20 protein-coding genes are annotated in these 23618 nt (G+C 72.4%); 10 read left to right on the forward strand and 10 right to left on the reverse strand.

Annotated features, from left to right (window positions below):
• The first annotated feature begins 89 nt into the window (after positions 1-89).
• The 5 genes from QF035_RS23220 to sigJ all read left to right on the forward strand — a co-directional run bounded on the left by QF035_RS23220 (position 90) and on the right by sigJ (position 5223).
• A complete protein-coding gene (locus QF035_RS23220; RefSeq protein ID WP_307531362.1) occupies positions 90-1964 on the forward strand; it encodes a sensor histidine kinase in 1875 nt (624 codons plus the stop codon).
• Positions 1965-2153: 189 nt separating this feature from the next.
• Entirely contained in the window at positions 2154-2816 is a 663-nt protein-coding gene (locus QF035_RS23225) for a response regulator transcription factor (protein ID WP_307522449.1), read from the forward strand.
• 88 nt (positions 2817-2904) lie between these two features.
• Entirely contained in the window at positions 2905-3327 is a 423-nt protein-coding gene (locus tag QF035_RS23230; RefSeq protein WP_307522450.1) for a hypothetical protein, read from the forward strand.
• Positions 3328-3394: 67 nt separating this feature from the next.
• On the forward strand, positions 3395-4201 hold the full coding sequence (locus QF035_RS23235; protein ID WP_307522451.1) for an SDR family oxidoreductase: 807 nt from the start codon (positions 3395-3397) through the stop codon (positions 4199-4201).
• Positions 4202-4242: 41 nt separating this feature from the next.
• Positions 4243-5223: an RNA polymerase sigma factor SigJ gene (gene sigJ / locus QF035_RS23240; RefSeq protein WP_307522452.1), complete on the forward strand. Its 981-nt coding sequence runs from the start codon at positions 4243-4245 to the stop codon at positions 5221-5223.
• 146 nt (positions 5224-5369) lie between these two features.
• Here the strand turns inward: sigJ and QF035_RS23245 are convergent, their stop codons facing one another.
• From QF035_RS23245 to QF035_RS23260, 4 genes are read right to left on the reverse strand one after another with little or no spacing between them, the layout of a single operon-like run.
• The gene (locus QF035_RS23245; RefSeq protein WP_307522453.1) at positions 5370-5516 is read right to left on the reverse strand and encodes a hypothetical protein; all 147 of its coding nucleotides are present in this window, start codon (positions 5514-5516) and stop codon (positions 5370-5372) included.
• A 16-nt stretch (positions 5517-5532) separates the two neighbouring features.
• Positions 5533-6207, reverse strand: a complete 675-nt coding sequence (locus QF035_RS23250) for a DUF6338 family protein (RefSeq protein WP_307522455.1) — start codon at positions 6205-6207, stop codon at positions 5533-5535.
• A 60-nt stretch (positions 6208-6267) separates the two neighbouring features.
• Entirely contained in the window at positions 6268-6456 is a 189-nt protein-coding gene (locus QF035_RS23255; RefSeq protein ID WP_307522457.1) for a hypothetical protein, read from the reverse strand.
• Between the two features lie 26 nt (positions 6457-6482).
• Complete coding sequence (locus tag QF035_RS23260; protein ID WP_307522458.1) at positions 6483-9191, reverse strand: CHAT domain-containing protein; 2709 nt, start codon at positions 9189-9191, stop codon at positions 6483-6485.
• A 264-nt stretch (positions 9192-9455) separates the two neighbouring features.
• Here QF035_RS23260 and QF035_RS23265 point away from each other — a divergent pair, with 264 nt between their 5' ends.
• From QF035_RS23265 to QF035_RS23280, 4 genes are all read left to right on the forward strand, one after another.
• Positions 9456-9845, forward strand: coding sequence for a sortase-dependent protein (locus QF035_RS23265; protein ID WP_307522459.1), 390 nt, complete (start codon positions 9456-9458; stop codon positions 9843-9845).
• Positions 9842-10486 carry a class F sortase gene (locus tag QF035_RS23270; RefSeq protein WP_307522461.1) on the forward strand — a complete coding sequence of 215 codons (645 nt, stop codon included), beginning with the start codon at positions 9842-9844 and terminating at the stop codon, positions 10484-10486. Before QF035_RS23265 ends, QF035_RS23270 begins: the two co-directional genes overlap by 4 nt.
• A gap of 101 nt (positions 10487-10587) precedes the next feature.
• Positions 10588-11079 carry an RNA polymerase sigma factor gene (locus tag QF035_RS23275; protein ID WP_200396553.1) on the forward strand — a complete coding sequence of 164 codons (492 nt, stop codon included), beginning with the start codon at positions 10588-10590 and terminating at the stop codon, positions 11077-11079.
• Positions 11063-11578, forward strand: coding sequence for a hypothetical protein (locus QF035_RS23280; protein ID WP_307522462.1), 516 nt, complete (start codon positions 11063-11065; stop codon positions 11576-11578). The genes QF035_RS23275 and QF035_RS23280 overlap by 17 nt, the downstream gene beginning before the upstream one ends.
• A 19-nt stretch (positions 11579-11597) precedes the next feature.
• On the opposite strand, the gene QF035_RS23285 is transcribed toward QF035_RS23280, so the two are convergent.
• From QF035_RS23285 to QF035_RS23295, 3 genes are all read right to left on the reverse strand, one after another.
• A complete protein-coding gene (locus QF035_RS23285; protein ID WP_307522463.1) occupies positions 11598-12164 on the reverse strand; it encodes a hypothetical protein in 567 nt (188 codons plus the stop codon).
• 113 nt (positions 12165-12277) lie between these two features.
• Complete coding sequence (locus QF035_RS23290; RefSeq protein WP_307522464.1) at positions 12278-14863, reverse strand: bifunctional FO biosynthesis protein CofGH; 2586 nt, start codon at positions 14861-14863, stop codon at positions 12278-12280.
• 97 nt (positions 14864-14960) lie between these two features.
• Positions 14961-15806, reverse strand: a complete 846-nt coding sequence (locus QF035_RS23295) for an LLM class F420-dependent oxidoreductase (RefSeq protein WP_307522465.1) — start codon at positions 15804-15806, stop codon at positions 14961-14963.
• Between the two features lie 223 nt (positions 15807-16029).
• Between QF035_RS23295 and QF035_RS23300 the strand changes: the two genes are divergently transcribed.
• Complete coding sequence (locus QF035_RS23300) at positions 16030-17589, forward strand: CehA/McbA family metallohydrolase (protein ID WP_307522466.1); 1560 nt, start codon at positions 16030-16032, stop codon at positions 17587-17589.
• A gap of 231 nt (positions 17590-17820) precedes the next feature.
• Here the strand turns inward: QF035_RS23300 and QF035_RS23305 are convergent, their stop codons facing one another.
• The 3 genes from QF035_RS23305 to QF035_RS23315 form a co-directional block, all read right to left on the reverse strand.
• Positions 17821-20052: a protein kinase domain-containing protein gene (locus tag QF035_RS23305; RefSeq protein WP_307522469.1), complete on the reverse strand. Its 2232-nt coding sequence runs from the start codon at positions 20050-20052 to the stop codon at positions 17821-17823.
• Between the two features lies 1 nt (position 20053).
• Positions 20054-21931 (reverse strand): protein kinase domain-containing protein, encoded by a 1878-nt coding sequence (locus QF035_RS23310; protein ID WP_307522470.1) that lies wholly within the window; start codon positions 21929-21931, stop codon positions 20054-20056.
• Positions 21932-22027: 96 nt separating this feature from the next.
• A complete protein-coding gene (locus QF035_RS23315) occupies positions 22028-23545 on the reverse strand; it encodes an alpha/beta hydrolase (protein ID WP_307522471.1) in 1518 nt (505 codons plus the stop codon).
• Positions 23546-23618: the final 73 nt, after the last annotated feature.

Here is a 23618-nt window from a genome sequence, read left to right on the forward strand (position 1 = left end):
TCCTGTGGTTGTCCACTTTCGTCGTTCGGCGGCGCGACGCAGGGATGATGCGGGCGCTCCCGGGCACTGCCTATCGTCGGGCCGTGGAACTGGACGAAGCGAAGACCGCCCGCAGCGCATGGCCGCTCCGACGCCGGCTTGTCGCCGCGTCGCCCTGGAGTCGCGGGCGGATCGCCGGCGAGACCGTACTCACCGTTGTGCTCGCCGGACTCGCCGGGCTGATCGACGCCGCGGGGGCCGGGTTCGGTGTACGGACCATCGTTGTCGTCACGGGCGTCGCCCTGCTGTCGCTGATGCGGCGCTCGCTGCCGGCGACGGTGCTGGTCGTCTCGGCGGCCGCGGCCGGGGAACTGGCCGGCGCGGCACCGCTGTTGCTCTACGCGAGCTGGTCGGCGGGCAGCCGCATCCTGAGGCCCTGGCGGGTGGTCGCCGCGTTCGGCGCAGCGTTCGTACTGCATGCCGCGGTGTCGTTCCGCAGCGAGTTCGGCGCGGGTTCCGACCTGCCACTGGCTTTCACGTTCGGGCTGAGCGCAGGCCTGTTCCTCACGCTGTCGATCGTGCCGGGGCTTGCCTCCCGCTACCGGGCGCAGCGCCACTCGCTGCTGGACGCACTGCAGCGGAACAACGTCCAACTCGTGCGCGAGCAGACGATGGTGGCACGGCAGGCGCGCCTGCTGGAGCGGGGCCGCATAGCCCGGGACATGCACGACAGCCTCGGCCACCAGCTCGCCCTGATCGCCGTGCACGCGGGCGCCCTGCAAGTCGATCCGGACCTCACCGACCGACAGCGGGAAGGCGTACGGATCCTGCGGGACGCCTCCGTCACCGCGATGGGCGAGCTGCGCGAGGCCGTCGGCATCCTCCACGAGGAGCGGGACGACAACCGGAACTGGCCCGACGTGCGCACCAACGAGCACGGACGCACCGAACCCGGGCGCGCCGAACCCGCCGAGCCCACCGAGGCCGCCGAGCCCACCGAGGCCGCCGAGCCCGTCGACACGGACGGCGGGCGTCCCGGCTCCCGCGCGGTCGCCGCCATCGACGGTCTTGTCGAGTCGTCCCGGGCCGCGGGCGCGGCCGTGGAACTGCTCCGGTCCGGCGCCTTCCGGCAGTTGGCGCCCGCCGCCGGTCACACGGCGTACCGCATAGCCCAGGAAGGCCTGACCAACGCCCACAAGCACGCCCCGGGCGCCCCGATCACCCTCGCCCTGCGCTACGAGCCGGACAGCCTGGTGGTGGAGGTCGCCAACGGGCCCGCGCCTGCCGGGGCACCGGACGCCCCGGCGGTGATCAGCGGCGGCCAGGGGCTCAGGGGACTGCAGGAGCGGGCCCGGCTCATCGGCGGCATGGTGCACACCGGTCCCACCGTGGACGGCGGCTTCCGCATCGCGGGCATGCTGCCCTACAGCACAGGTGCCGGTGCCTCCCTCGGTACCGGCGCCGACACAGGGGGCGGCGAACCCCAGCCCGGCCACCCCCACGGCGCGACCTCCGTCGGCCCGTACAACGACTTTGTGGGGCAGCCCGGCACCGGCGCCGCGGACAACAGTGGAGCGGTCATCAACCGGTCCGATCCGCAAGGGGAGTTCGCCGCCACCATGAGCAGGAAGAAGAACGTTGCCATCGGCTGCGCCGTCACCGCCGTCGTCCTCGTCGTGGGCGTTGTCGCCCTGGGAATCTGGGGGGTGAGCGCGCTGATGGACGAGATGAACAAGGCCACGATCCCGCCGAGGGTGTACGAGTCGGCGAAGGTCGGCGACCCCGAGACCGCCGTGCAGGACAAGCTGCCCGACGAGGACTCGGTACTGACCTCGGTCTGGGCGGACCAGGGCCCGCGGATGCCCAAGGATGCGGACTGCCGCCACTTCGCGTCCGACGACCCCGACGACACCACGACCGTCTTCCGGTTCTGCTTCCGCGACGGAAAGCTCGTCGAGAAGCAGACCTTCAAGGACGAGAGCTGACCCAAGCCCCATGAGGTGACCGCAAAGCCGCGAGGCCGCAAGGCCGTGAAGGCGCGAAGGCGCGAAACGACCCGGCCCGCGGTCGCGCCCTCGCCTCCTCACACCGTCTCCGCGACGCACCCGACCGGATCAGGGCATGATGGCGAGGCCATGCCATCCGCTTCCGACCGACACCGCGCAGGAGGCCGTGTGATCCGGGTCCTCGTCGCCGACGACGAGCCGCTCATCCGGGCCGGCATCAGAATGATCCTCACCTCGGCCGACGACATCGACGTGGTCGCCGAGGCGGGTGACGGCCGCGAGGCCGTGGAGAACGCCCGGGGCACGGCCGTCGACGTGGCACTGCTGGACATCCAGATGCCGGTGATGGACGGGCTCACGGCCCTGGCCGAACTGGGCCGGGTCGCGCCGAACGTACGGGTGCTGATCCTCACCACGTTCGGCGAGCGCGACAACGTGCTGCGCGCGCTCGGCCACGGCGGCGCGGGCTTCCTGCTCAAGGACTCCGCGCCCGACGAGCTGATCCACGCGGTGCGGGCGGCAGCGGCCGGGAACGCCTATCTCTCACCGGCGGCCACCCGGCACGTGGTGGACGCCCTCTCCTCCCCCGGGGTCACCGCCCGCGCGGAGCAGGCCAGGAACCGCCTCGACGGGCTGACCGCACGGGAGCGCGATGTGCTCGCCCTGCTCGGGGAGGGCCTGTCCAACGCGGACGCGGGCAGGCGGCTGCACATGAGCGAGGCCACCGTGAAGACGTACGTCAGCCGCATCCTGACCAAGCTCGACTGCGACAACCGGGTCCAGGCGGCCCTGCTCGCGCGCGACGCCGGTCTGCACCCGGGCGACGTCTGACGGGTCCCACGACGTCCGACCGGTCCCGCGGTGCCGGCCCGTCCCTCGGCGCGGCTCACGTTTTCGTGGGCCGTCTCGTCATAGGGGCATGAACACGAAAATCCGGTACGCCAACCTCGGCTTTCTGGCCGTGACCGCGCTGTACACAGGCGCCTGGGCCTACTTCTCGCCGAAGGAGTGGCACGCGAGCTTTCCCGGCTTCGGACTGAGCTGGCTGCCCCAGCTCGGCCCGTACAACGAGCACCTTGCCAAGGACGCCGGGGCCATGTTCCTGGCGCTGGCGATTCTCACCGCCATCACCCTGGGTTCCGTACGGAACACCCGGCTCGTGCAGACCACGGGCGCGGTGTGGCTGGTCTTCAACGTGCTGCACCTCAGCTACCACATGCAGCATCTCGGGATGTACGGGACGCGCGACCAGGTGCTCAACGTCGTCCTGCTGACGGCGCTGGTGCTGTCGTCCGCCCTTCTCCTCGTGCCGGTGCTCCCCGGACGGCGAGGGGACACATGATGACGTACGGGATCAGGATTGACAGGGACAAGGCGGACAGGAACACGGCTGAAGAAGGAGGTCCGTCATGCGGATCGCGGTAGCGGGCGGGACCGGGCTGGTCGGGCGGTACGTGGTCGACGAGCTGGTCGCCGCAGGGCACGAACCGGTGGTACTGGCCAGGTCGCGGGGTGTGGACCTCGTCTCGGGCGCCGGACTCGACGCCGCCATGACGGGCGTGGAGGCCGTCGTCGACGTCAGCAACGTGCAGACCACCAGCGCCAAGAAGTCGATCTCGTTCTTCGAGAGCGTCGCCCGGAACCTCCTGGGCGCCGAGGCCCGGGCCGGCGTACGGCACCACGTGGCCCTGTCGATCGTCGGCCTCGAACAGGTCGGCCTCGGCTACTACAAGGGGAAACTGTGCCAGGAGGAGGTCGTGGCCAAGGACGGCCCGACGCCGTGGACGATCATGCGGGCCACGCAGTTCCTGGAGTTCCCGCAGCAGGTCCTCGACCGGATGCCGGGCCCGGTCGCGATGGTGCCCCGGATGCGTACGCAGCCGGTAGCGGCCCGCGAGGTCGCCCAGCATCTCGTGCGGCTCGTCCTCGGGCCGCCCCAGGGCATGGCGCCGGAGCTCGCCGGACCGCGGGTCGAGGAACTCGTGGACATGGTGCGCAAGGTGCTGCGGGCCGGGGGCCGGCGCAAGCTGCTGGTGCCGGTCACGCTCCCCGGCGCCGTCGGGAAGGCCATGAAGGGCGGCGGCAACCTGCCGACCGGACCAGGGTCCCGCGGCACCCAGACCTTCGACGAGTGGCTCACCGAGAACGTCCGGCACATCGCGCACGACGCGCACCACGGGCAAGGGCCCGACGGGCGCCCCGGAGAGGGAGGCTGAGCAGTCCATGCCCATCCCGCCCGGGTCCGAGCAGAGCCCCGATGCCGACACGGACCCCGGTCCCGACCTTGGTCCCGACCCCAGGCCCGACCCCGGTCCCAGCCTCGGTTCCCTCATGGCCGAGCGGCGCCGGCTGCTCAACCTCGGCTACCGGATGCTCGGTTCGGTGCAGGAACGCCGAGGACGTCGTACAGGAGACGTACGCCCGCTGGTACGCCCTGTCAGAACCGCAGCAGCAGGCGATCGTCACCCCGCTGGCGTGGCTGACCCGGGTCGCCTCGCGGATCTGCCTCGACCAGCTCGCCTCCGCACGGGTCCGCCGTGAGCGCTACACCGGGGAGTGGCTGCCCGAGCCGGTCAGGGGCGGCACCACCTGGACCAGCGCTGCCGGGGCGGGGCGGACGAGCGGGACGGGCGGGGACGATCCCGCCGACCGGATCACGCTCGACGAGTCGGTCAGCATGGGCATGCTCGTGGTCCTGGACTCGGTCACGCCCGCGGAACGCGTCGCCTTCGTCCTGCACGACGTCTTCGGCACGCCGTTCGCCGAGATCGCCGAGACGGTGGGCCGCTCCCCCGCGGCCTGCCGCCGGCTCGCCTCCTCGGCCCGCCGGCGTCTCGCCGAGCGGCGGCCCGTCGGCGGTACGACGACGGAACACCGGCAGGTCGTCTCCGCGTTCCGCGCGGCGTGCGAGACCGGTGACCTCGACTCGCTGGTCGCCCTGCTGGACCCCGCCGTCCAGTCGCGCAGCGACGGAGGCGGCAAGGTGCGCTCGGCGCTGCGCCCGGTCACCGGCGCGGACAAGGTGGCGCGCTTCCTCCTCGGCCTTCTGCGCAGGGAGCCGGACGTGGAACTCGTCGAGGACGACATCAACGGCGCCCCCGGCGTCACGGTCGCCATCGCCGGTACGACCATCGCCGTCCTCGCCGCCGACGTCCGCGACGGCCTGATCACCGACCTGTGGCTCGTGGTCAACCCGGACAAACTCCACGCGTGGGCCGATGCGCCAAGGACTCCTTAGCCGGTGTCCTACGGGGTGATCGCTTGTGGTCCGTTCATGGGGCGGGGCCGGTTCGACGACGGGATCGCCGGCGCCGATCTGGTCCGATCCACGCCGCTGCGCTCGCCGTCCGCGCCCGCGACGACAACCTCCGTGGATCGATGCGGCTAGCACCAGCAAGTGACCGCGTTGCAGCACGGCACCTGCTGTTGCGGCGGAGGCACCTGCTGCGCCGACGGGGAGCACATGCTCGGCAGCGACAGCAGGAAGATGACCGCCGCGAGGACCTCCACGAAGAGTACGAACTTGCGCATCGGCGTTTCCCTCCGCTCAGCCGGGCCCCGCCGTCGGCGGTGGTCCCGTCTCGATCAGCCGTATGAGCGCGCCGGGCACGATGACCGTCGCCGCCGCAGAGGCCCGCCGCTCACCGTCTTTCGGCGTGAGGGCGATGGGTCTGCTCAGCGCGATGTCCCGCATCCCGGTGTCCGTGTCACGGGAGACCCGCTCGAAGTAGCCCTCGACCCGCAGCCCGTCCTGGAGATGCACGGCGACGAACCGCCGCGTCTCCACCCGCGCCCCGTGCTCGTCCCGCCCGTAGCACGGGGACGTGAGCACCCCGTGCCACACCGTCCCCGGCCGTGCCCGGTTCCCCGTCGCGTACGCCGTGCGTCCCCCGAGTACGTGTCCGAGCCCCGCGCACAGCGCCGCGCTGATCCCGAGGACCAGTGCCCCCGTGGCCAGCGCGGCCCACGGATGCTCGACGAGCGCACGCCGCCCCGCCGTCAGCTGCTCCAACGTCAGCAGCGCGCTCCACACCTCGGCGAGCGCGAACACGCCGAGCGCGGCGGCGAGCGTGCTGGACGCCCCCGCGGCCACCATCTCGGCCACCTCACGCCCGGGGCTGAGCGCCTCGCGCGGCGTACGCCGCTCGTAGCCGAAGAGGTACAGGTAGCCGGGGGTGGCGGCGAGCAGCACCGCGAGGAGGCCTACGAGCGTGCTGGGCACGGGCCACGTCCGCGGGAGGCGGGTGAGACCTGCCCGTACAGCTCGGGGACAAGCGTCGGCTCACAGGGGCGCGGAGAACGGCTCGGGCAGCTCCAGATCCTCGTCGTCGTCCTCGGGCTGCCTGGCCTGAGTGTGGCCGCGGATCGCCTCGTCCTGATCAGGCGTCCCCGGCTCGACACTCTCTTCCGGCTCGTCCCCTCCCTCCTGTACGGCACGCTGTACACCACCGTCACCACGGGTCTCCCCCATCTGTCTTCCCTCCCCGGCCGCCGGACCTACCGGCAGCCGAACCCCGTAAACCCGGCCCATTCGTGCCGTGCCGGACGCCCTTCGTCGAGCAGGTCGCAGGCCGCCGCGCGTGCCGCCCGCAGGGGGCTCGCGCCGCCCACGCGGTGCCGGTGCCAGGCGAGGCCGAAGGCGCGGGCGGACCGGTCCCCGACCGGCGCCGGGCTGCCCAGGACGAACGCGGCCCCGGCTTCCTGGAAGACGTGCGCGAGAGTGATCGCGTCGTCGCCGACGACCTGGACCCGGCCCTCGGCCCGTACCGTGCCGCTGGGCCGCTGCGCGCCGGAGCACGCCGCGAGGACGACCTCGTCGTACCGGACGCGCCGCACGGCGAGCTGTGCGATGCCCAGCCTGCCGTCGGCCAGATGGAGGCCCGCGTCGTACGGGTCGTCACCGGCCGCGGTGGCGTGGCACGACAGGTGCAGGACGGTGCCGGGGCCGCCCTGCCGGTCCAGCAGGCCGAGCAGGGTCCGTACGTCCGCCCGCGCCCCGGTGGCGGTTCGCGACAACAGCCGCTCGCTCCCGTACAGACCCTCCAGATCGCACAACTCGCCCTCTACTTCCGCCAGTTGATTGAGCCTCAGGTGCTCGGGCTGGTCCTGGACGCCAAAGAGGGAGACGCGCACCGAGCGGGCCGGGGGCCGGTCCAGCGTCGGCAGGCCGGCCAGGTTGGGCAGGACACCGACGGCCGTGTGCCGGACGAGCGGCCGGCCCAGAGCGGTGAGCAGTTGCCAGGGCAGCCCGTGCAGGTCGGCGTGCGGCACCACGAGGAGCGTGTCGGCGGCCAGGGCGGCCTCCACGAGCCTCCGGGGCACCAGATCCTCAAGAGCCACTCCGAAGAAGGGGGAGAAGTCGAGCGGTGTGCGGTCGATGCCAGGGCGCGTGCTCTCCCGCAGCCGCTTCCCGTATTCCTCAAGAGCCCGCACCACTTCGCCGGACAGGACCCGGGCGCCGACCTCGACCCCGTCAGGGCTCACGACGACGGCCACGACCCGCCCCTGCCTGCGGTACAGGGACAGCGCGGCCCGCCGCCCGCGCCCATCAAGAACGCCAGGAACGCCAGGAACACCGGGAAGGCGCCACACGCGCTCCGCAACCGCCCCCACCGCCTCCTCGAAGTCCACCGGCGCACCCTCGGTCACAGCCCGCCAGCGCGGGTCGTCACGGCGGATGCGCTCCACGAGCCGCCTTCGCCGTATCCGCAGCTCCCGGGCACCAGCGGCGCGCGCGGCGGCGTCCGGCCCGGGTTCGCTCTTCACGTCGCCGTACTCCAGGGCGTTGAGCTCCGCCGTCACCTCGGCCAGTTCGCGCTCGTCGGCGGTGGGCGCGTCCGCGCCGGGCACCGGGAGCAGGGCGAGGCGGGCGGCGAAGGAGCGGGCCTTGAGCATGTCGACGATCCCGAGCGCGGTGAGCGCGTCCCGCCGTTCGACGGCGAGGTCAAGGGCCTCGTGCAGGACGGGCAGCCGCTCGGCGAGGTACGAGTTGTCCCAGCGCAGCCCGGTGGAGACGCGGCGGCGCTGGTCGACGATCCGCACGGCCTTGCCGTACGCCGCCTGCGCCGAGGTGAACCGCTCGGCCGACCGCAGCAGCCGCGCCTGCTCGGCGTGCAGCTTCCACTCCAGTTCCGGCTGCGGCAGGGCGGCGGCCGTGGAGAGGCCCGCGGCACACCAGGCCAGGGCCTCCTCGGAGGCGTTGGCGACGCGGGCGCGCAACAGGCAGTACGCGGTGCGGCGGAAGGCGAGGGCGCCCTCGGGGTATCCGGACGGCAGCTCGGCCGGTTCCTCGGAGGGCCCGGAAGCCTTGGAGACCCCAGAGTCCTCGAAGACCGGCGCGAGGGCGTCCAGCAGCTCTCCCGCTGCCCCCGCGTCCCCCCGCCTCCAGGCCAGCGAGGCGAGCTGGAGATCGGCGAACGGCCCCATGCCCGGCCGCAGTTCGCGGTAGAGCCGCTCGGCCTCCGCGTACCGCTCCGTGTCGCCGAACAGCCCCGCCTTCAGGTCGAGCAGCCGCTGGAAGAGATGGAACCGCTGCTCCGCCTCCACGGCCCGCGCAAGGTCGGGTAACGACCACTCATGGCCGTTCTCCATGCGCAGCCGCCCCTCACCCGGCTGCCGCGTCCTCAGCGGCTCCTCGAACCCCTCCAACAGGAGAAGCGCCTTTTCGCGGTCCCCCAGTTCCCTGAGCAACCGCGCGTGCGTAAGCCGCACGCCCACGGCCGCGAGGCGCCTGTCCTCGGCGCACAGCAGGCCGTCCGCCCGGACGAGCAGGTCCATGGCCCGCGCGGTGTGCCCCTCGGCGAAGAGGTGCTCGGCGTGCCCGCCGGTCCAGTGCTCCGCCCGCTGTACGCCGGTCAGATGCCGCCCGGCCAGCGCCTCGCCGCGCACCCGCAGCGCCCGGGCCTCGCGCACCTGACCGACGACGGCATGGTGGTCGGCGGCGACATGGTGCTGCTGCACCAACGGCACGGCGATCTTCACAGCGGGTACGGGCACCGGGGCAAGGCCGGGCCCCGGTGACCGCTCGCCCCACCGGTCCAGGTAGGCGGGCAGGGCCTCCTCGATCAGCGGGATCGCGGCATCGGCGTATGCGTGGAAGTCCGTGAGCCGCTGAGTGCTCAGCCAGCGGAGACTGGCCTCGACCGCCTGATCCGTATGGGTGGCCAGGCGTGTCCATTCCTGGGTGTGGTCGTTGTCCTGCGGCACAGGTGCATGCTGGCACGGCGACGTGCCCGGCGAGGGCCCCGTGCCCCCACACGCCGGGTGCGCACACTCCACGCCCACCCGTACCCACGCCCCGCGCCCCCCGACCGGTCCGGCGTACTCGTCCCTGCGGAATCAACCGCCCGACGAGCCAACGACTTTGCCTGCTCTTTACAACCCGGTCCGCCGCTGTCTCGTCTCTTCGCTCGATCCGTACCCCAGTCCGCCGGGTCACCGGGCGGGCGGGCCGACGAAAGAGAGCGATTCATGCGCCGAACTGTCCTCAGCGCCATAGCACTTGCCTGCACCGCCGTACTGGCGAGCACGGTGCCCGCGTTCGCCGACGGGGCGACCCCGACCGTGGCGTCGACCCCCGCCCCGAGCCAGGCACCCTCCGAGGCGGCCTCGACGCCGGCTCCGAGCGACGCACCGAGCCAGGGCACCGAGCCGACGGTGGCGCCGAGCGCCGAGCCGACCAGGGCGCCGGGCGACGAGGTCTCCGTCGTACCGAGCGGAGCGCCCGACACCGGTGAGGTGTCGACGTCGACGAAGTCCGGATCCGACAGCGGGCTGATCGCCGGGGGCACGGCCGCGGCGTTCGCCGTCGGCGGGGCGGCGTTCTTCGTCGTACGTCGTCGGCGGGCGACCGGGGAATGACCCTGCCCTCCAGGCGCGCGCTCTCCCGGCGCGGGTTCGTCACCGCGGCGGTGGCCTCGCTGCTCGTGAGCTGCGACGGCCAGCAGGCCGACCGGTCCACGGACGACCGGACCACGGACGACCGGGCCGGTGCAGAGAAGACCGGGAGCCCGCGCCCCCCCGCGAAGGCGGCGAAGGCCCTGGGGCGGTCGGTCCCGGTCAGGTTGCAGGTCCCGGCCATCCAGGTCGACACCCCGGTCATGCGGCTGGGCCTGGCCTCGGACGGCACCGTCGAGGTGCCTCCGATCGCGGCGGACGACAAGGCGGGCTGGTACCAGCACTCGCCGACGCCCGGCCAGGTCGGTCCGTCGGTGATCCTCGGCCATGTCACGGTCGGCTCCTACGGTGACGGGGTCTTCCATCACCTCTCGCGGCTGCGCCGAGGCGACCGGATCGTGGCGCGCCTGGAGAACGGCAAGGCGGCGGAGTTCGCGGTCACCGACGTACGGACGGTCGCCCAGGCGGAGTTCCCGACGAAAGAGGTCTACGGGAACGTGGGCAGTCCCGAACTGCGTCTCATCACGTGCGGGGGCCCCCGCACCGGTGACGGATACCGCGACAGCGTGATCGTCTTCGCCGCGCTGAGCTCCGACAACCCGTAACCCGTAGCTCCAGGATCCTGGGCCGAGGCACCGTACGTCGACGGACGGTACGCCGACGGCCCGGGATCCTTCCTACGAGTCCATCACGACCATGGAGAGCGTTGAAACGGTCCCGCGAGAAGGCAGCGTCCGAGCTGTTCGCCGCCCTCTACCCGCGCCTGGCCGGCTGGTGCCGCCGCCTGGTCGACGACGACGAGACGGCCCACGAGATCGCCTCGGAGGCGTTCACCCGGCTCTGGGCCCGCTGGACGAACGTTGCGGAGCCCCGGGGGTTCCTCTACGTCACCGCCGCCAACCTCGTCCGGGACCACTGGCGCAAACTGGAGCGCGAGCGCAGAGCCGTACGCCGTGTCAGCGACGAGGTCGCCGTCCGGCCGCGGAACGAACAGGCCGACCCGTCGGTGCGCCTGCTCGTACAGTCGCTGCCGGAACGACTGCGCGTACCGATCCTGCTGCACTACTACGCCGACATGCCGATCCGGGAGGTGTCCGCGCTGACCGGGCGCAAGGAAGGAACCGTCAAGGCCGACCTCCACGCGGCCCGAGAAATGCTCCGCGCCCACCTGAGGAGAAGCCTTGATCACACCCTCTGAGGACGGTCCGGACCTGGAGCCCGACGACCCCCTCGCGGTCATCCTGCGGCCGGCCTCCGGTTATCTCGCCCCGCCCCCGGGCGGCTACGAGGCGATCCGCCGCGACGCCTCCCGCCGCCGGGTGCTGCGCGCCGCGGCCGGGGTCGGTCTTTCCTGCGTCGCCGCCGCCCTCATCGCGCTGCCGTTCCGCCTGGCCGCACCCGACGCGCCCGTCTCCCCGACGGTCCCGCTCGCCCCGCCGCCCTCCAGCAGCCCCTCGACGCCGCCCAACCCGTCGCCGTCGCCCTCCAAGCCCGCGACTCCCAGCCCCAGCGACCCCAGCGACTCGGCACCCAGCGCCGGCCCCAGCGTCCCGAACGGCTCCACCGCCGCGACCGAACCGACCGCCCCCGACAGCGCCCCGACGCCGACACAGGCCCCGCCGTCCCTGGAGCCGTCCGAACCGTCGACGGCTCCGGACCAGGTCGATACCACGCCCGAGAGCAGCGTCCGGCCGTAAGGACCCGTCCCGCCGGTCGCTAGTCGACGACCGCGACCTTCGTCCCCGCCGTGCCGAACTTCCAGACCGCGTCCCCGTCGGCGGCACGCATCCGGATCCCGCCGGTCGGTACGCCGGACGCGGGCGGCGGCGGAGAAGAGCCGTCCACGGCGTTCGAGAAGGCGATGTTGGTGCCCGAACTGACGGTGAAGAAGACGATGTTCTCGATCTCCACGCCGTCGCTGCCCGTGCTCGTCTCGCGTCGGGTGCCGACCGTGTACGAGCCGGGTGCCGGGTTCACCGTCCCGGGCCACACCTTGAAGCTGCGCCGGGACGCGTCGCTCGCGTCGACGAGCCATACGCGGCGCTGGTCGAGGGAGTAGACGATGCGCCGTCCGGTGCCGGAGCCGTCCGGCACCGCGACCGGCTTGGACTCGTCGGGGCCCTTGGAGGGCTTGGCGGTCGCCGAGGCGGAGGGCTTCGGCGACGCCGAGGCCGTGGGCTGCGGGCCCTTGTCGGCCTTGACGGCCAGGAACGTCACCGCCACCAGAGCAGCCGCGGTCAGACCGGAGACCCAGACCCACGAGGGAAGCCGTCGGGCAGGCACGCGTACGCATCTCCTCAGCTCTGATTCACCCCGTCGGAGGGTCGGATCATCTTACTCCGACGGGCCCCTCGGCCGATCCTGGCCCATCCTGCTCCCTCACTCGCCTCCGCCCGTCACTCCAGCACGGGCAGCAGCTCCGGCAGATGCCCGTCCGAGGCCGCCGCCGCCCGCTGCCGCTCCTCCGGCACCTCGCCGTACAGGGTGGTGCGGGGCCGGGACGGCCGTCCCGCCGCCTCCGCCACAGCGATCAGCTCCTTGACGGACTTGTACGAGCCGTACGACGAGCCCGCCATACGGGAGATGGTCTCCTCCATCAGCGTCCCGCCGAGGTCGTTGGCGCCCGAGCGGAGCATCTCCGCCGCACCCTCCGTCCCCAGCTTCACCCAGCTGGTCTGGATGTTGGGGATGTGGGGGTGGAGCAGGAGCCGGGCCATCGCCATCACCGCGCGGTTGTCCCGGGTCGTCGGGCCCGGGCGGGCGATCCCCGCCAGGTACACCGGCGCGTTCGTGTGGATGAAGGGGAGCGTCACGAACTCCGTGAAGCCGCCGGTCTGTTGCTGGATCCGGGAGAGCGTCCGGAAGTGGCCGAGCCAGTGGCGGGGCTGGTCCACGTGCCCGTACATCATCGTGGACGAGGAGCGGATGCCCAGCTCGTGGGCGGTCGTGATCACCTCGATCCAGGTCGCCGTGGGCAGCTTGCCCTTCGTCAGGACCCAGCGGACCTCGTCGTCGAGGATCTCGGCGGCCGTGCCGGGGATCGAGTCGAGGCCCGCCTCCTTGGCCGCCGTCAGCCATTCGCGGATCGACATACCCGTACGGGTCGCGCCGTTCACGACCTCCATCGGCGAGAAGGCGTGGACGTGCATGCCGGGCACCCGCTCCTTCACCGCGCGGGCGATGTCGAAGTAGGCGGTCCCCGGCAGGTCCGGGTGGATGCCGCCCTGCATGCAGACCTCGACGGCCCCCAGGTCCCACGCCTGCTCGGCACGGTCGGCGACCTGGTCCAAGGAGAGCGTGTAGGCGTCGGCGTCCGTGCGGCGCTGGGCGAAGGCGCAGAAGCGGCAGCCGGTGTAGCAGACGTTGGTGAAGTTGATGTTCCGCGTGACGATGTACGTGACGTCGTCGCCGACCGCCGCCTTGCGGACGTCGTCGGCGATCCGGCAGAGCGCGTCCAGCGCGGGCCCGTCCGCGTGCAGCAGCGCCAGTGCCTCGTCGTCGGTGAGGCGGGTCGGGTCGTCGGCGGCCGTCGCCAGCGCCGCCCGGACGTCCGTGTCGATCCGCGAGGGCACCATGCCGGGCGCCGCGGCCTCCCGCAGGGCGTCCCAGTCGCCGTACACGTGGTCGTAGTCCTCGCGCCGGTCGGACGTGCGCCCCTCGGTGTCGATCGCGGTGTGCAGATCCGTACGCCCCGACGACGTGAACGCCTCCTCGGGCTCCTGCCAGGGGTGGCCCTCCACGACCGCGTCCGGCACGGCGAGCCCCGTCTCCGGGTCGGCGAGCGCCCGTACGTGCGGGAGCAGCCGCGGGTCCAGCCACGGCTCGCCGCGCTGCACGAACTCCGGGTACACACACAGCCGTTCGCGCAGCTCGAAGCCCGCCTCCGCCGACTGCTCGCGCAGCAGGTCGATCTGCGGCCAGGGGCGCTCGGGGTTGACGTGGTCGATGGTGAGCGGCGAGACCCCGCCCCAGTCGTCGATCCCGGCGCCGATCAGCCGCCCGTACTCGGAGTCCACGAGGTTCGGCGGTGCCTGGAGGCAGGCGGAGGGGCCCATGATGTGCCGGGCCACGGCGACTGTCGCCACCAGTTCGTCGAGCTCGGCGTCCGGCATGCCGCGCATCGCCGTGTCCGGCTTGGCGCGGAAGTTCTGGATGATCAGTTCCTGGATGCCGTGGTAGGACCGCGACACGCGCCGCAGCGCGAAGAGGGAGTCCGCGCGCTCCTCGTACGTCTCGCCGATGCCGATCAGCACGCCGCTGGTGAAGGGGACCGACGAGCGGCCCGCGTCCTCCAGGACGCGCAGGCGGACGGCCGGCTCCTTGTCCGGCGACCCGTAGTGCGGGCCGCCGGGCTCGCTCCACAGCCGCGTCGCCGTCGTCTCCAGCATCATGCCCATGCTCGGCGCGACGGGCTTGAGCCGCTGGAAGTCGGTCCACGACATGACGCCCGGGTTGAGGTGGGGCAGCAGGCCCGTCTCCTCCAGGATGCGGATCGAGATGGCCCGTACGTACGCGATCGTGTCGTCGTAGCCGTGCGCGTCGAGCCATTCGCGGGCCTCGGGCCAGCGGTCCTCGGGCTTGTCGCCGAGGGTGATCAGGGCTTCCTTGCAGCCCAGTTCGGCGCCCTTGCGGGCGATGTCGAGGACCTCGTCCGGGGACATGAACATCCCGTGGCCCGCCCGGCGGAGCTTGCCGGGGACCGTGACGAACGTGCAGTAGTGGCACTTGTCCCGGCAGAGCCGGGTGAGCGGAATGAAGACGCTCTTCGAGTACGTGATGACGCCGGGGCGGCCCGCCGCGTCCAGGCCCGCGTCACGCACCCGGGCGGCGGACGCGGTCAGGTCGTCCAGGTCGGCGCCGCGTGCCTGGAGCAGGACGGCGGCCTCGGTGACGTCGAGGGCGACGCCGTCGCGGGCGCGTTTGAGGGCGCGACGCATGGCGTTCGCGGTGGGCCCGGTTCCGGAGGTCGCGGAAGTCGTCATCCTTCGAGCATACGATCGCATTGATCGGGCCCCGTTACGGATGGGCCACGTCACGAGCGGCACACCAGCGGCGCACCAGTGACACACCAGCGGCCGACTACAGGTACTTGGCGTATTCATCCAGAACGCGCAGTACGTCCCCCTCCCCGGCCGGCGGCAACTGGAGGACGACCTCCTCGATGCCGAGGTCCGCGTAGTGCGTGAGCTTGCCGGGCGTGGGCAGCACGGCGTACGGCACGACCTGGAGGGCCTCGGGGTCGCGGCCGGCCCCGGCCCAGGCGGCCCGCAGCACGGGCATGGACTCCGTGAGCCCGCGGCCGCCGATCGGCATCCAGCCGTCCGTGTACTCGCTGATGTGCGCGAAGAGCTTGGGCCCTGCCGCGCCCCCGACGAGCGTGCGCGGCCCGACGACGGGTCCGCGCGGCTTCTGTACGGGCTTGGGGTGGGCGTGGCTCGGCCGTACGGAGCCGAACTCGCCCTCGTAGCCGGTCGGTTCGGCGGACCACAGGGCCCGCATCAGGGCCATCCGGTCCCGGACCAGCTCCCGTCGCGTGCGCCAGTCGACGCCGTGGTCGGCGGCCTCCTCGACGTTCCAGCCGAAACCGAGGCCGAGGGTGAAACGGCCGCCGGAGAGGTGGTCGAGGGTCGCGATCTGCTTGGCGAGGGCGACCGGGTCGTGCTGGGCGACGAGGGTGATCCCGGTGCCGAGCGCGAGCGACTCGGCGACCGCCGCCGCCTGGCCGAGCGCGACGAAGGGGTCGAGGGTCCGGCCGTACTCGGGCGGCAGCTCACCGCCCGCCGGGTACGGGGTGACGCGCTCCACGGGTATGTGCGTGTGCTCGGGCAGATAGAGCCCGGCGAAGCCGCGCTCCTCCAGCTCACGAGCGAGCAGCGTGGGGGTGATCGTCTCGTCGGTGAGGAAGATCGTCACGGAGATGCGCATGGCACCTCCCTACCGGCACGAGCCTCAACTGTCCATACCGACCGGTAGGCATTCCACCTGCTTCTCACGAATGCTTCTTATGAGTGCTCCATACCCGAAAACTGCCGATCCCCTTCCCTTGCACCACAGTTCACGGCTGAATACCAGGGTTGTCGTACCACCCCCGCAGCACCTGAACCGCTACATGCCACTCAGTCACTCACGAGACCCGGGAGCAGCAGACATGTGCGAGGACGACCACAGCGGAGACCGCAGCGGTGACCACGGCATCGGCAGACGCGCGCTGTTCGTGACGGGAGCCGCCGCCGCGCTTACGTTGGGAAGCGTGAGCTTTCCGAGCGAGGCCGCCGACGCGGCGGACGCGTCCGAGACCCGGACGGTCCGCGGCACCCTGCCCACCGGTTCGCCGGACTTCGTGTACCTGCCCGTCGAAGTCCCGGACGGCGTACGGGAGATCAAGGTCGCGTACACCTACGAGAAGCCTGCCGTACCGACCGGCACCGCGGGCAACGCGCTCGACATCGGCATCTTCGACCAGCGCGGCACCGAGCTGGGCGGCAAGGGATTCCGCGGCTGGTCGGGCGGGGCACGCACGGAGTTCTTCATCCGCGCGGACGACGCGACGCCGGGCTACATCCCGGGCCCGGTCAAGGAGGGCACCTGGCACATCGCGCTGGGCCCGTACACCGTGGCCCCGCAGGGACTCCCGTACGAGGTCACCATCACGCTGACGTACGGCGAGCCGGGCACGGTCGTGAAGCCGGTGTACCCGCCGTCGCGGGCCAAGGGGCGCGGGCGCGCCTGGTACCGGGGCGACTGCCATCTGCACTCCTGGTACTCCGACGGCCGCCGCACCCCGGCCGAGATCGCGGCCCTCGCGCGGGCGGCGGGCCTGGACTTCATCAACTCGTCCGAGCACAACACGCACTCCGCGCACGCCCATTGGGCCTCGGAGGCCGGTGACGACCTGCTGATCCTGCTCGGCGAGGAGGTGACGACGAGGAACGGTCACGTCGTCGCGCTCGGCACCGACCCGGGGACGTTCGTCGACTGGCGCTACCGGGCGCGCGACAACCGCTTCGGCAAGTACGCGCGCCGGATCCGCGAGGCCGGAGGCCTGGTCGTGCCCGCCCATCCGCACGCCACCTGCGTCGGCTGCAACTGGAAGTTCGGCTTCGGCGAGGCGGACGCGGTCGAGGTGTGGAACGGCCCGTTCGGCCCCGACGACGAGGTGTCGCTGGCCGACTGGGACAGCATGCTGGTCGCCTCCGTGCGTGAGGGCCGGGGCGACGGTGGGGGTGGCCGGGGCTGGATTCCGGCGATGGGCAACAGCGACGCCCACCGGGATCCCGATCCGGTCGGCACCCCGCAGACCGTCGTCCTCGCCGACGACCTGACCCGCGAGGCGATCCAGGAGGGCATCCGCGCGGGCCGCTCGTACGTGGCGGAGTCGCGGAAGGTGTCGCTGTCGTTCTCCGCGGCCGGCCCGAAGGGCGAACACGCGGGGATCGGCGGGCGGTTGAAGGTCGACCGCGACGATCCGGTCACCGTCACCCTGGAGGCGTCGGGGGTGCCGCGCTGCACTGTCCGCTTCGTCACGGACCAAGGTGTGCTGCACACGAGCGCGGTGCTGCCGGTGTCCGGGGCCGGGGTGGTGGAGTGGCGTACGACTGCGCAGTACGCGGCGTATGTGCGGGCGGAGGTGCGGCATGAGGCTGCGGTCGGGCCGCTGCCCGGGGCGTTGGCCGCGTTCACGAATCCGATCTTCCTCGGCCGCGGGTGAGCTGCGCTCGGCTGTTGGTGTGGGGCGTCGGAGGGGTGGTTCGTCGGGTGCGGGTGCGTGGGGGCTGGTCGCGCAGTTCCCCGCGCCCCTGAAGGGGCGTCTGAGGTTCGGCGTTTCGAGTGCGGGTGCGTGGGGGCTGAGCGCGCAGTTCCCCGCGCCCCTGAAGGGGCCTGGTGGAGCCGCAGGTGTCACAGCCCCGCCCCTGACGGGGCGCTGCCGGACCGCCGCCTGCTACGACGGTTGGTCCGGGCGTACGGAGAAGGCCGTGTCGCCTGCCACGGCCACCAGCGCGTCCTTCACCAGTAGCGTGCTCGGGATTCGGTTCTCCGCCGAGGTGCCCGGGTCGTTCAGCTTGTCGGTGGTCCACTGGACGGCGCCGGTCCTGCGGTCGAGGGCGAGCAGGCGGCCGTAGCGGTTGGCGAAGTAGAGATGGTCGTACTTCGTCGACAGGACCGGCGCCGACAGGTTCTCGATCTGCGTGCCCTTCTGCCACAGCCGGGCGCCGTCGTCGGCCCCCGTCGCGGTGACGGTTCCGTCGGGGCGGACGAAGTACACGGCGCTGCCGACGAGGCCGGGCAGGCCGCGCGGGGTGCCCTTGAGGGGGATGCGGACGACGTCGCCGTTGTCCGGGTTCACCTGCAGCAGCGCTCTGTACGGCTCGTCCCGGCCGTTGTCCGACTGGGACTCCTCGCTCTGCCGGAGGGCGAACAGCGGCCGCCCGCCGACCGCGCCGAGCGGCTCCGCGAGCAGGGGCAGCTCGGCGAGTTCCCGCGCCGTACCGTCGGCCGGGGCGAGGCGCAGGAAGCCTGCGTCACCCTTGAAGGGGTCGTCCTCGTTCACGCAGATTCCGTAGGGGGCACCGCCCAGGACCGTCGGGGCGCAGGCGGTGCCGGCCGACGACTTCGCCGGGGTGCGCCACAGGTCCTCGCCCGTCTTCGGGTCGAGGGCGACGAACTCCTCGCCTTCGCCCGACATCGCCAGGAGGCCGCCGTCGAACACGGCGGCGGAGTGGCCCGCGTCGATCGTGCGGGTCCAGACACGCTTCCCGCTGTCGGTGTCGACGCCGACCAGCTCCTGGGTCGAGTAGACCGAGTCCTCGTTCGGCTGGACGTGCGTGTAGACGATCCCGTCCCGGACTCCGAGAGGACGCGCGGCGGCCTGCGAGTTGCTGCCGAACCGCCATTTCACGCGGCCCGAGGCGGCGTCGATCCGGGCGACCGTGAAGCCCGTCCCCGCGCAGTACAGGGAAGCTCCGCCGGAGACACAGCCGGAGTCCACGCTGTCCACGTTGGTGACCAGCGACTCGTTCTTCACCGCTCGGGTGAGGTCCGTCCGCCAGGGCTGCCAGCCGGCGGGCAGCGCGGGCGAGGCGGAGGCGCCGGCCCCGGACGCGCGGTCGCCGAGCCCGCCCTCGGTGGTGTCCGGACCCGACACCAGGTGGTACACCGGCACGGCCGCCGCGGTGACGGCCAGGACCGCGCCGAGCACGAGCAGGCGGCGTGCCCGGCGTCCGCGGCCGGCGGCGCCCGTCGCGGTCGTGCCAAAAGTCGTCGTGCCGGAAGTCGTCGTGCCGGCGGGCCCCCGGGGGACATTCCCGTTCCCCGGCACGCTCGGCAGGTGCGCCACGCCCGGCCCGGCAGGAGCGGCCGTGTCCGGCATGGCGCCGAACAGCCCCTGCAGTTCGGCCAGTTGGGGCCGGGCGGCCGGGTCCTTGTCCAGGCAGCGCTCGATGATGCCCCGCAGCGGCTGCGGGACTCCGTCCAGGGACGGCGGCTCGTTCATCACCTGGTAGCCCGTCACATACGGGCTGCCGCCGTCGAAGGGGCCGTTGCCAGTGGCCGCGAACACCAGGAGCGAGCCCAGCGAGAACACGTCGGAGGCCGCGGTGACGTCCCGGGGCGAGGCGAACTGTTCCGGAGACATGAAGGGCGGGGTGCCGATCAGCCGCCCGGTCACGGTGAGGGCCTGGCTGTCGGCGGCGCGCGAGATGCCGAAGTCGATGACGCGCGGGCCGTCCCCGGCCATCAGGACGTTGCTCGGCTTCAGGTCCCGGTGCACCACACCCGCCTGGTGGATGTCCCTCAGTGCCTCGACGAGCCCCAGCGCGAGCGCACGCAGTTCGGGCCCGCCCAACGGTCCTTCCCTGTCCACCATTTCGGACAGCGTTCGGCCCGGCACGTACAGAGTCGCCATCCAGGGCAGTTCGGCGTCCGGGTCGGCGTCCACCACCGGGGCCGTGAACGCCCCGCTCACCCGCCGGGCCGCCGCGACCTCCTGCCGGAACCGGGCCCGGAACTCCTCGTCCAGCGCGTACTGCGCGTGCACGACCTTGACCGCGACCTGCCGCCCCGAGACCGAACGCGCCAGGTACACGACCCCCATGCCGCCGCTGCCCAGCCGGTCGACGAGCTCGTAGCCGCCTATGGACCCGATGGCCCCCGGCTCCCCGGTGTGCTGCGGCATGCTAGGCGCCTCCTGCCATGCGGGCCTGCTGGAGGTTCGTGAGCCGTCGCACGAAGAGGATGGCCAGTACGGCGGTCACGATGCCGATGATGTTGGCCGCCTGTGAGGTGACGATGGTGTCCGTGGCCGCGACGGCGAGGTCCCTGTCGTACCAGCTGGCCCATGAGTCGTTCGCGTACGCCAGGAAGTAGGCGACCCAGAACCACCACCACGTGTGAAGGAGCCACCGTCCGGCGCCGGCCGGCCTGCCGGTCGTCGCCGTCCAGATATCGTTGCCGATCTGCTTGGGCATGTAGAAGTTGACGACCGGGATGAACCACGAACCGGCCGCCATCCCGGACGCGTGGCGGATGCGGCCCGGCGCGAAGGCCTCGGCGTTGCCCCGGCTGCGCTGGAACCAGAACGCCCACACGATCACCACGGCGATGCCCACGAACACGGTGAGCACCTCGGTCCCCAGCGACGCGACGCTCAGGTACTTGTAGTCCTGAATGAGGTCGGTGGCGGACGTACTGGGCGCCGCGGAGAGCCTGGAGTAGGCCACCCCGAGGACGGCGATCCGCAGCAGCAGCGGCACGACGAAGAGGGCCAGCAGGAGGGCCAGGGCGATCGAGAGACCACGGGTCGAGCGAGGGGCGGGCAAGCGGGAGCCGTAGGCGGGAGAGGAGAACTGCGGGGCCTGCAGATGCCCCGGTGGCGGGCTGTGGGGGTGGAGACCCCCGGGGAGCGGGCTCTGCGCGTGGAAGCCGCCGGGCAACGGGCTGTGCGGGTGGGGACTGCCGGGCTGCGGGCTCTGCCACGAGGGCGCCGTCGGGGAGTACGCGAGGGGAGGGCCGAAGCCCGGTACGGGACTCGATGCCGGTATGGGGCCGGATGCCGGTGCCGGGCTCGGTATCCGCACCTGGGCGCTCGCCCCGGACACGGGACCCGACGCCGGCGCGGGGCCCTGCGGGTCCTCGCTGTCCAGGAGGCGTACGGCGTGTCTGCCCAGCTCCGCCAGCACCTCGCCGGGCAGCCACGCGCCGCCCCTGCCCTCTCTGCCGGCCGGTGCGCCCGGCACCTCCTCGGCCGACGCCAACAGCGTGTCCAGAGAGGGCCGTTGGGCAGGGTCCTTCGCGAGGCAGGCCGCGATCAGTCCCTGCCACGCCTCGGGTACGCCCTCAAGATCCGCCTCCTCCTCCGCGATACGGAAGAGCAGCGAGTGGATACCGCCCTCGGCGGTACCGAAGGGCAGCCGCCCCGTCGCGGTGTACGCCAGCACGGCACCGAGGCAGAAGACGTCGCTCGCGAACGTCACCCGCTCCCCGCGCACCTGCTCGGGCGCCATGAAGCCCGGGGACCCCACGAGGGCCCCGGGCTTGGTGAGCCCGTCGGCGGACTGCACGGCCGTGTCGAGGGCGCGCGCGATGCCGAAGTCGATGACGCGGGGCCCGTCGATCGTCACCAGCACGTTGGAGGGCTTGAGGTCGCGGTGCACGAGACCCGCGCCGTGGATGGCCTGGAGCGCGCGGATGAGCCCGATCGCCAGCGCCCGCACGGACTTCGGAGGCAGCGGGCCGTACTGCTCGTCCACCACCTCGGCGAGCGAGGGGCCGGCGACGTAACCGGTGGCGACCCAGGGCGTCGGTGCCTCGGTGTCGGCGTCGAGCACGGGCGCGGTCCAGTCGCCGCCGACCCGCCGCGCCGCCTTCACCTCCTGCGCGAAGCGGCGCCTGAAGTCCGGCTTGCGGGCCAGCTCCTCCCTGACGACCTTGACCGCGACCGTACGGCCGCGCTCGGAACGGGCCAGATAGACCCGCCCCATGCCGCCCTCACCGAGTCTGCCGAGCAGTCGATATCCACCGATCCAGCCCGGATCAGCCGGGTCCAACCCGTCCATGCGTGCTCCCTTTTTCCCCGGCTGCGCGTGCGCACGAGGATAGGGGAGGTGCGCGAGTGACGTGTGGGAGACCGGCGTCTGTCAACAGCCCTGCGCCTAGCGGCAGTACGTGTCCTTGGCGGGCCGTTCCCCCGTGACCAGGAAGCGGGTGACGGCCGCGTCCCCGCAGGAGTTGCCGTTGCCGAGGTAGGCGTCGTGTCCGGTGGCGTTCACGGTCACCATGACGGCGCGCCCGCCGAGGGCGGCGCGGAGTTCACGGGCGCCGGCGAGCGGGGCGGCGGGGTCACGCTCGTTCTGGACCATGAGGATGGTGGAGGGTCCGCGGTCGGTGATCCGTACCGGGTCCTGCTTCGGCGGGTACGGCCAGGCGGCGCAGAGGGTCGCGTTCCTCGGCATTCCGGCGGTCAGCGGGTACTTGGCGCGGCTCTCGTCGACCTCCTTCTGGTAGCGGGCGGCCGACGTGGGCCACCTCCCCTCGTTGCAGAAGGTCGCGGAGGCGACGGCGAGGCCGTTCTGCAGCAGCGCCTCCGGGGGCGGCTCGGGCGCGGGCGGGACGGTGCCCTTCCGGGCCGCCAGGATCAACCGGGCCGCGGCCGGGAAGCCTTCGGGGTCGTAGAACGCGTCGAGCAGGCTCTGCCGCAGCACGTTGCCGTTCAGTTCGGCCGGATTGGCGCCGGGCCAGGGGATCGGCGCGCGGTCGAGGCGGGCGGCGAGCCGCAGGAACACCGGCCGCACCTCGGCCGCCGTATCGGCCAGCCGGTACGGATTCCCGGGCGCCGAGGCCCACTTGGCGAACTCGGGGAAGACGCTCTCGACCCCCTTCTCGAACCCGGCCCACAGACCACGGGAGACCTGGCCGCCGTGGGCGTCCGCGTTGGCGTCCAGATTGCTGTCGAGCACGAACCGGTCGGTGCGGTGCGGGAACAACTGGTTGTAGACGGCGCCGAGATACGAGCCGTACGAGACGCCCCAGGCGGACAGCTTCCGCTCGCCGAGCGCCGCCCGGATGCGGTCGACGTCATGTGCGTTGGCGACGGTGTCGATGTGCCGCATCAGCTCCCCGCCGTTGCGCTCGCAGGCGCCCGCCATCCGCCGGGCTGCGGTCAGGTTCCCGGCGACGGACCCGTCCGGGCCTGCGGGCCACGGCCGGAACGTGGTCGCGGCCAGGTCGGGCCGCTCGAACCCGCAACTCACCGGCGCCGACCGCCCGTTGCCCCGGGGATCGAACACGACGAGGTCGTATGCCTCCCGCACCTCCCGCGGCAGCTTCATCGCCTTGTCCGACTGTTCTTCGAGGGTGCTGCCGCCGGGCCCTCCGGGGATCAGCAGCAGGGCCCCGCGGCGCACGGCCGGCTTCTCGCTCCGGATGCGCGAGACGGCGATACCGATCTTCTCGCCCTCGGGGTCCGTGTAGTCCATGGGCACGTCGACGGTCGCGCACTCCTGCCGGGGGCCGAACCCGCTCCCCTCGCACTTCACCCAGTCAAGAGGCTTGGCTCGTAAGGCGGTTGGGGCGGCCGAAGCGGTCGCGGTGAGCGGCAGGGCGAGCCCGAGCACCACGCCGGAGACGGCGGTCAGGCCGATGTTTCGCTTGCTCTTCTTCGTCTTCATCATGGGAAGAGCCTCGCGAATCCGCGCCGACCTCCCCATCCGGCCACCCGGCCTCTCCGCACGGCGGTTTCCCGAA

The organism is Streptomyces umbrinus, from assembly GCF_030817415.1.
In the GTDB taxonomy this organism is placed as follows: Bacteria; Actinomycetota; Actinomycetes; order Streptomycetales; family Streptomycetaceae; genus Streptomyces; species Streptomyces umbrinus_A.

Excerpts from the sequence above, each read along its gene's own strand:
- sigJ (WP_307522452.1), top strand. The coding sequence starts at position 4,243 with ATGCCGACACGGACCCCGGTCCCGACCTTGGTCCCGACCCCAGGCCCG.
- QF035_RS23315 (WP_307522471.1), bottom strand. The coding sequence starts at position 23,545 with ATGATGAAGACGAAGAAGAGCAAGCGAAACATCGGCCTGACCGCCGTC.
- QF035_RS23305 (WP_307522469.1), bottom strand. The coding sequence starts at position 20,052 with ATGCCGCAGCACACCGGGGAGCCGGGGGCCATCGGGTCCATAGGCGGC.
- QF035_RS23270 (WP_307522461.1), top strand. The coding sequence starts at position 9,842 with ATGACCCTGCCCTCCAGGCGCGCGCTCTCCCGGCGCGGGTTCGTCACC.
- QF035_RS23295 (WP_307522465.1), bottom strand. The coding sequence starts at position 15,806 with ATGCGCATCTCCGTGACGATCTTCCTCACCGACGAGACGATCACCCCC.
- QF035_RS23235 (WP_307522451.1), top strand. The coding sequence starts at position 3,395 with ATGCGGATCGCGGTAGCGGGCGGGACCGGGCTGGTCGGGCGGTACGTG.
- QF035_RS23255 (WP_307522457.1), bottom strand. The coding sequence starts at position 6,456 with ATGGGGGAGACCCGTGGTGACGGTGGTGTACAGCGTGCCGTACAGGAG.
- QF035_RS23290 (WP_307522464.1), bottom strand. The coding sequence starts at position 14,863 with ATGACGACTTCCGCGACCTCCGGAACCGGGCCCACCGCGAACGCCATG.
- QF035_RS23300 (WP_307522466.1), top strand. The coding sequence starts at position 16,030 with ATGTGCGAGGACGACCACAGCGGAGACCGCAGCGGTGACCACGGCATC.
- QF035_RS23245 (WP_307522453.1), bottom strand. The coding sequence starts at position 5,516 with ATGCGCAAGTTCGTACTCTTCGTGGAGGTCCTCGCGGCGGTCATCTTC.
- QF035_RS23310 (WP_307522470.1), bottom strand. The coding sequence starts at position 21,931 with ATGGACGGGTTGGACCCGGCTGATCCGGGCTGGATCGGTGGATATCGA.
- QF035_RS23265 (WP_307522459.1), top strand. The coding sequence starts at position 9,456 with ATGCGCCGAACTGTCCTCAGCGCCATAGCACTTGCCTGCACCGCCGTA.
- QF035_RS23230 (WP_307522450.1), top strand. The coding sequence starts at position 2,905 with ATGAACACGAAAATCCGGTACGCCAACCTCGGCTTTCTGGCCGTGACC.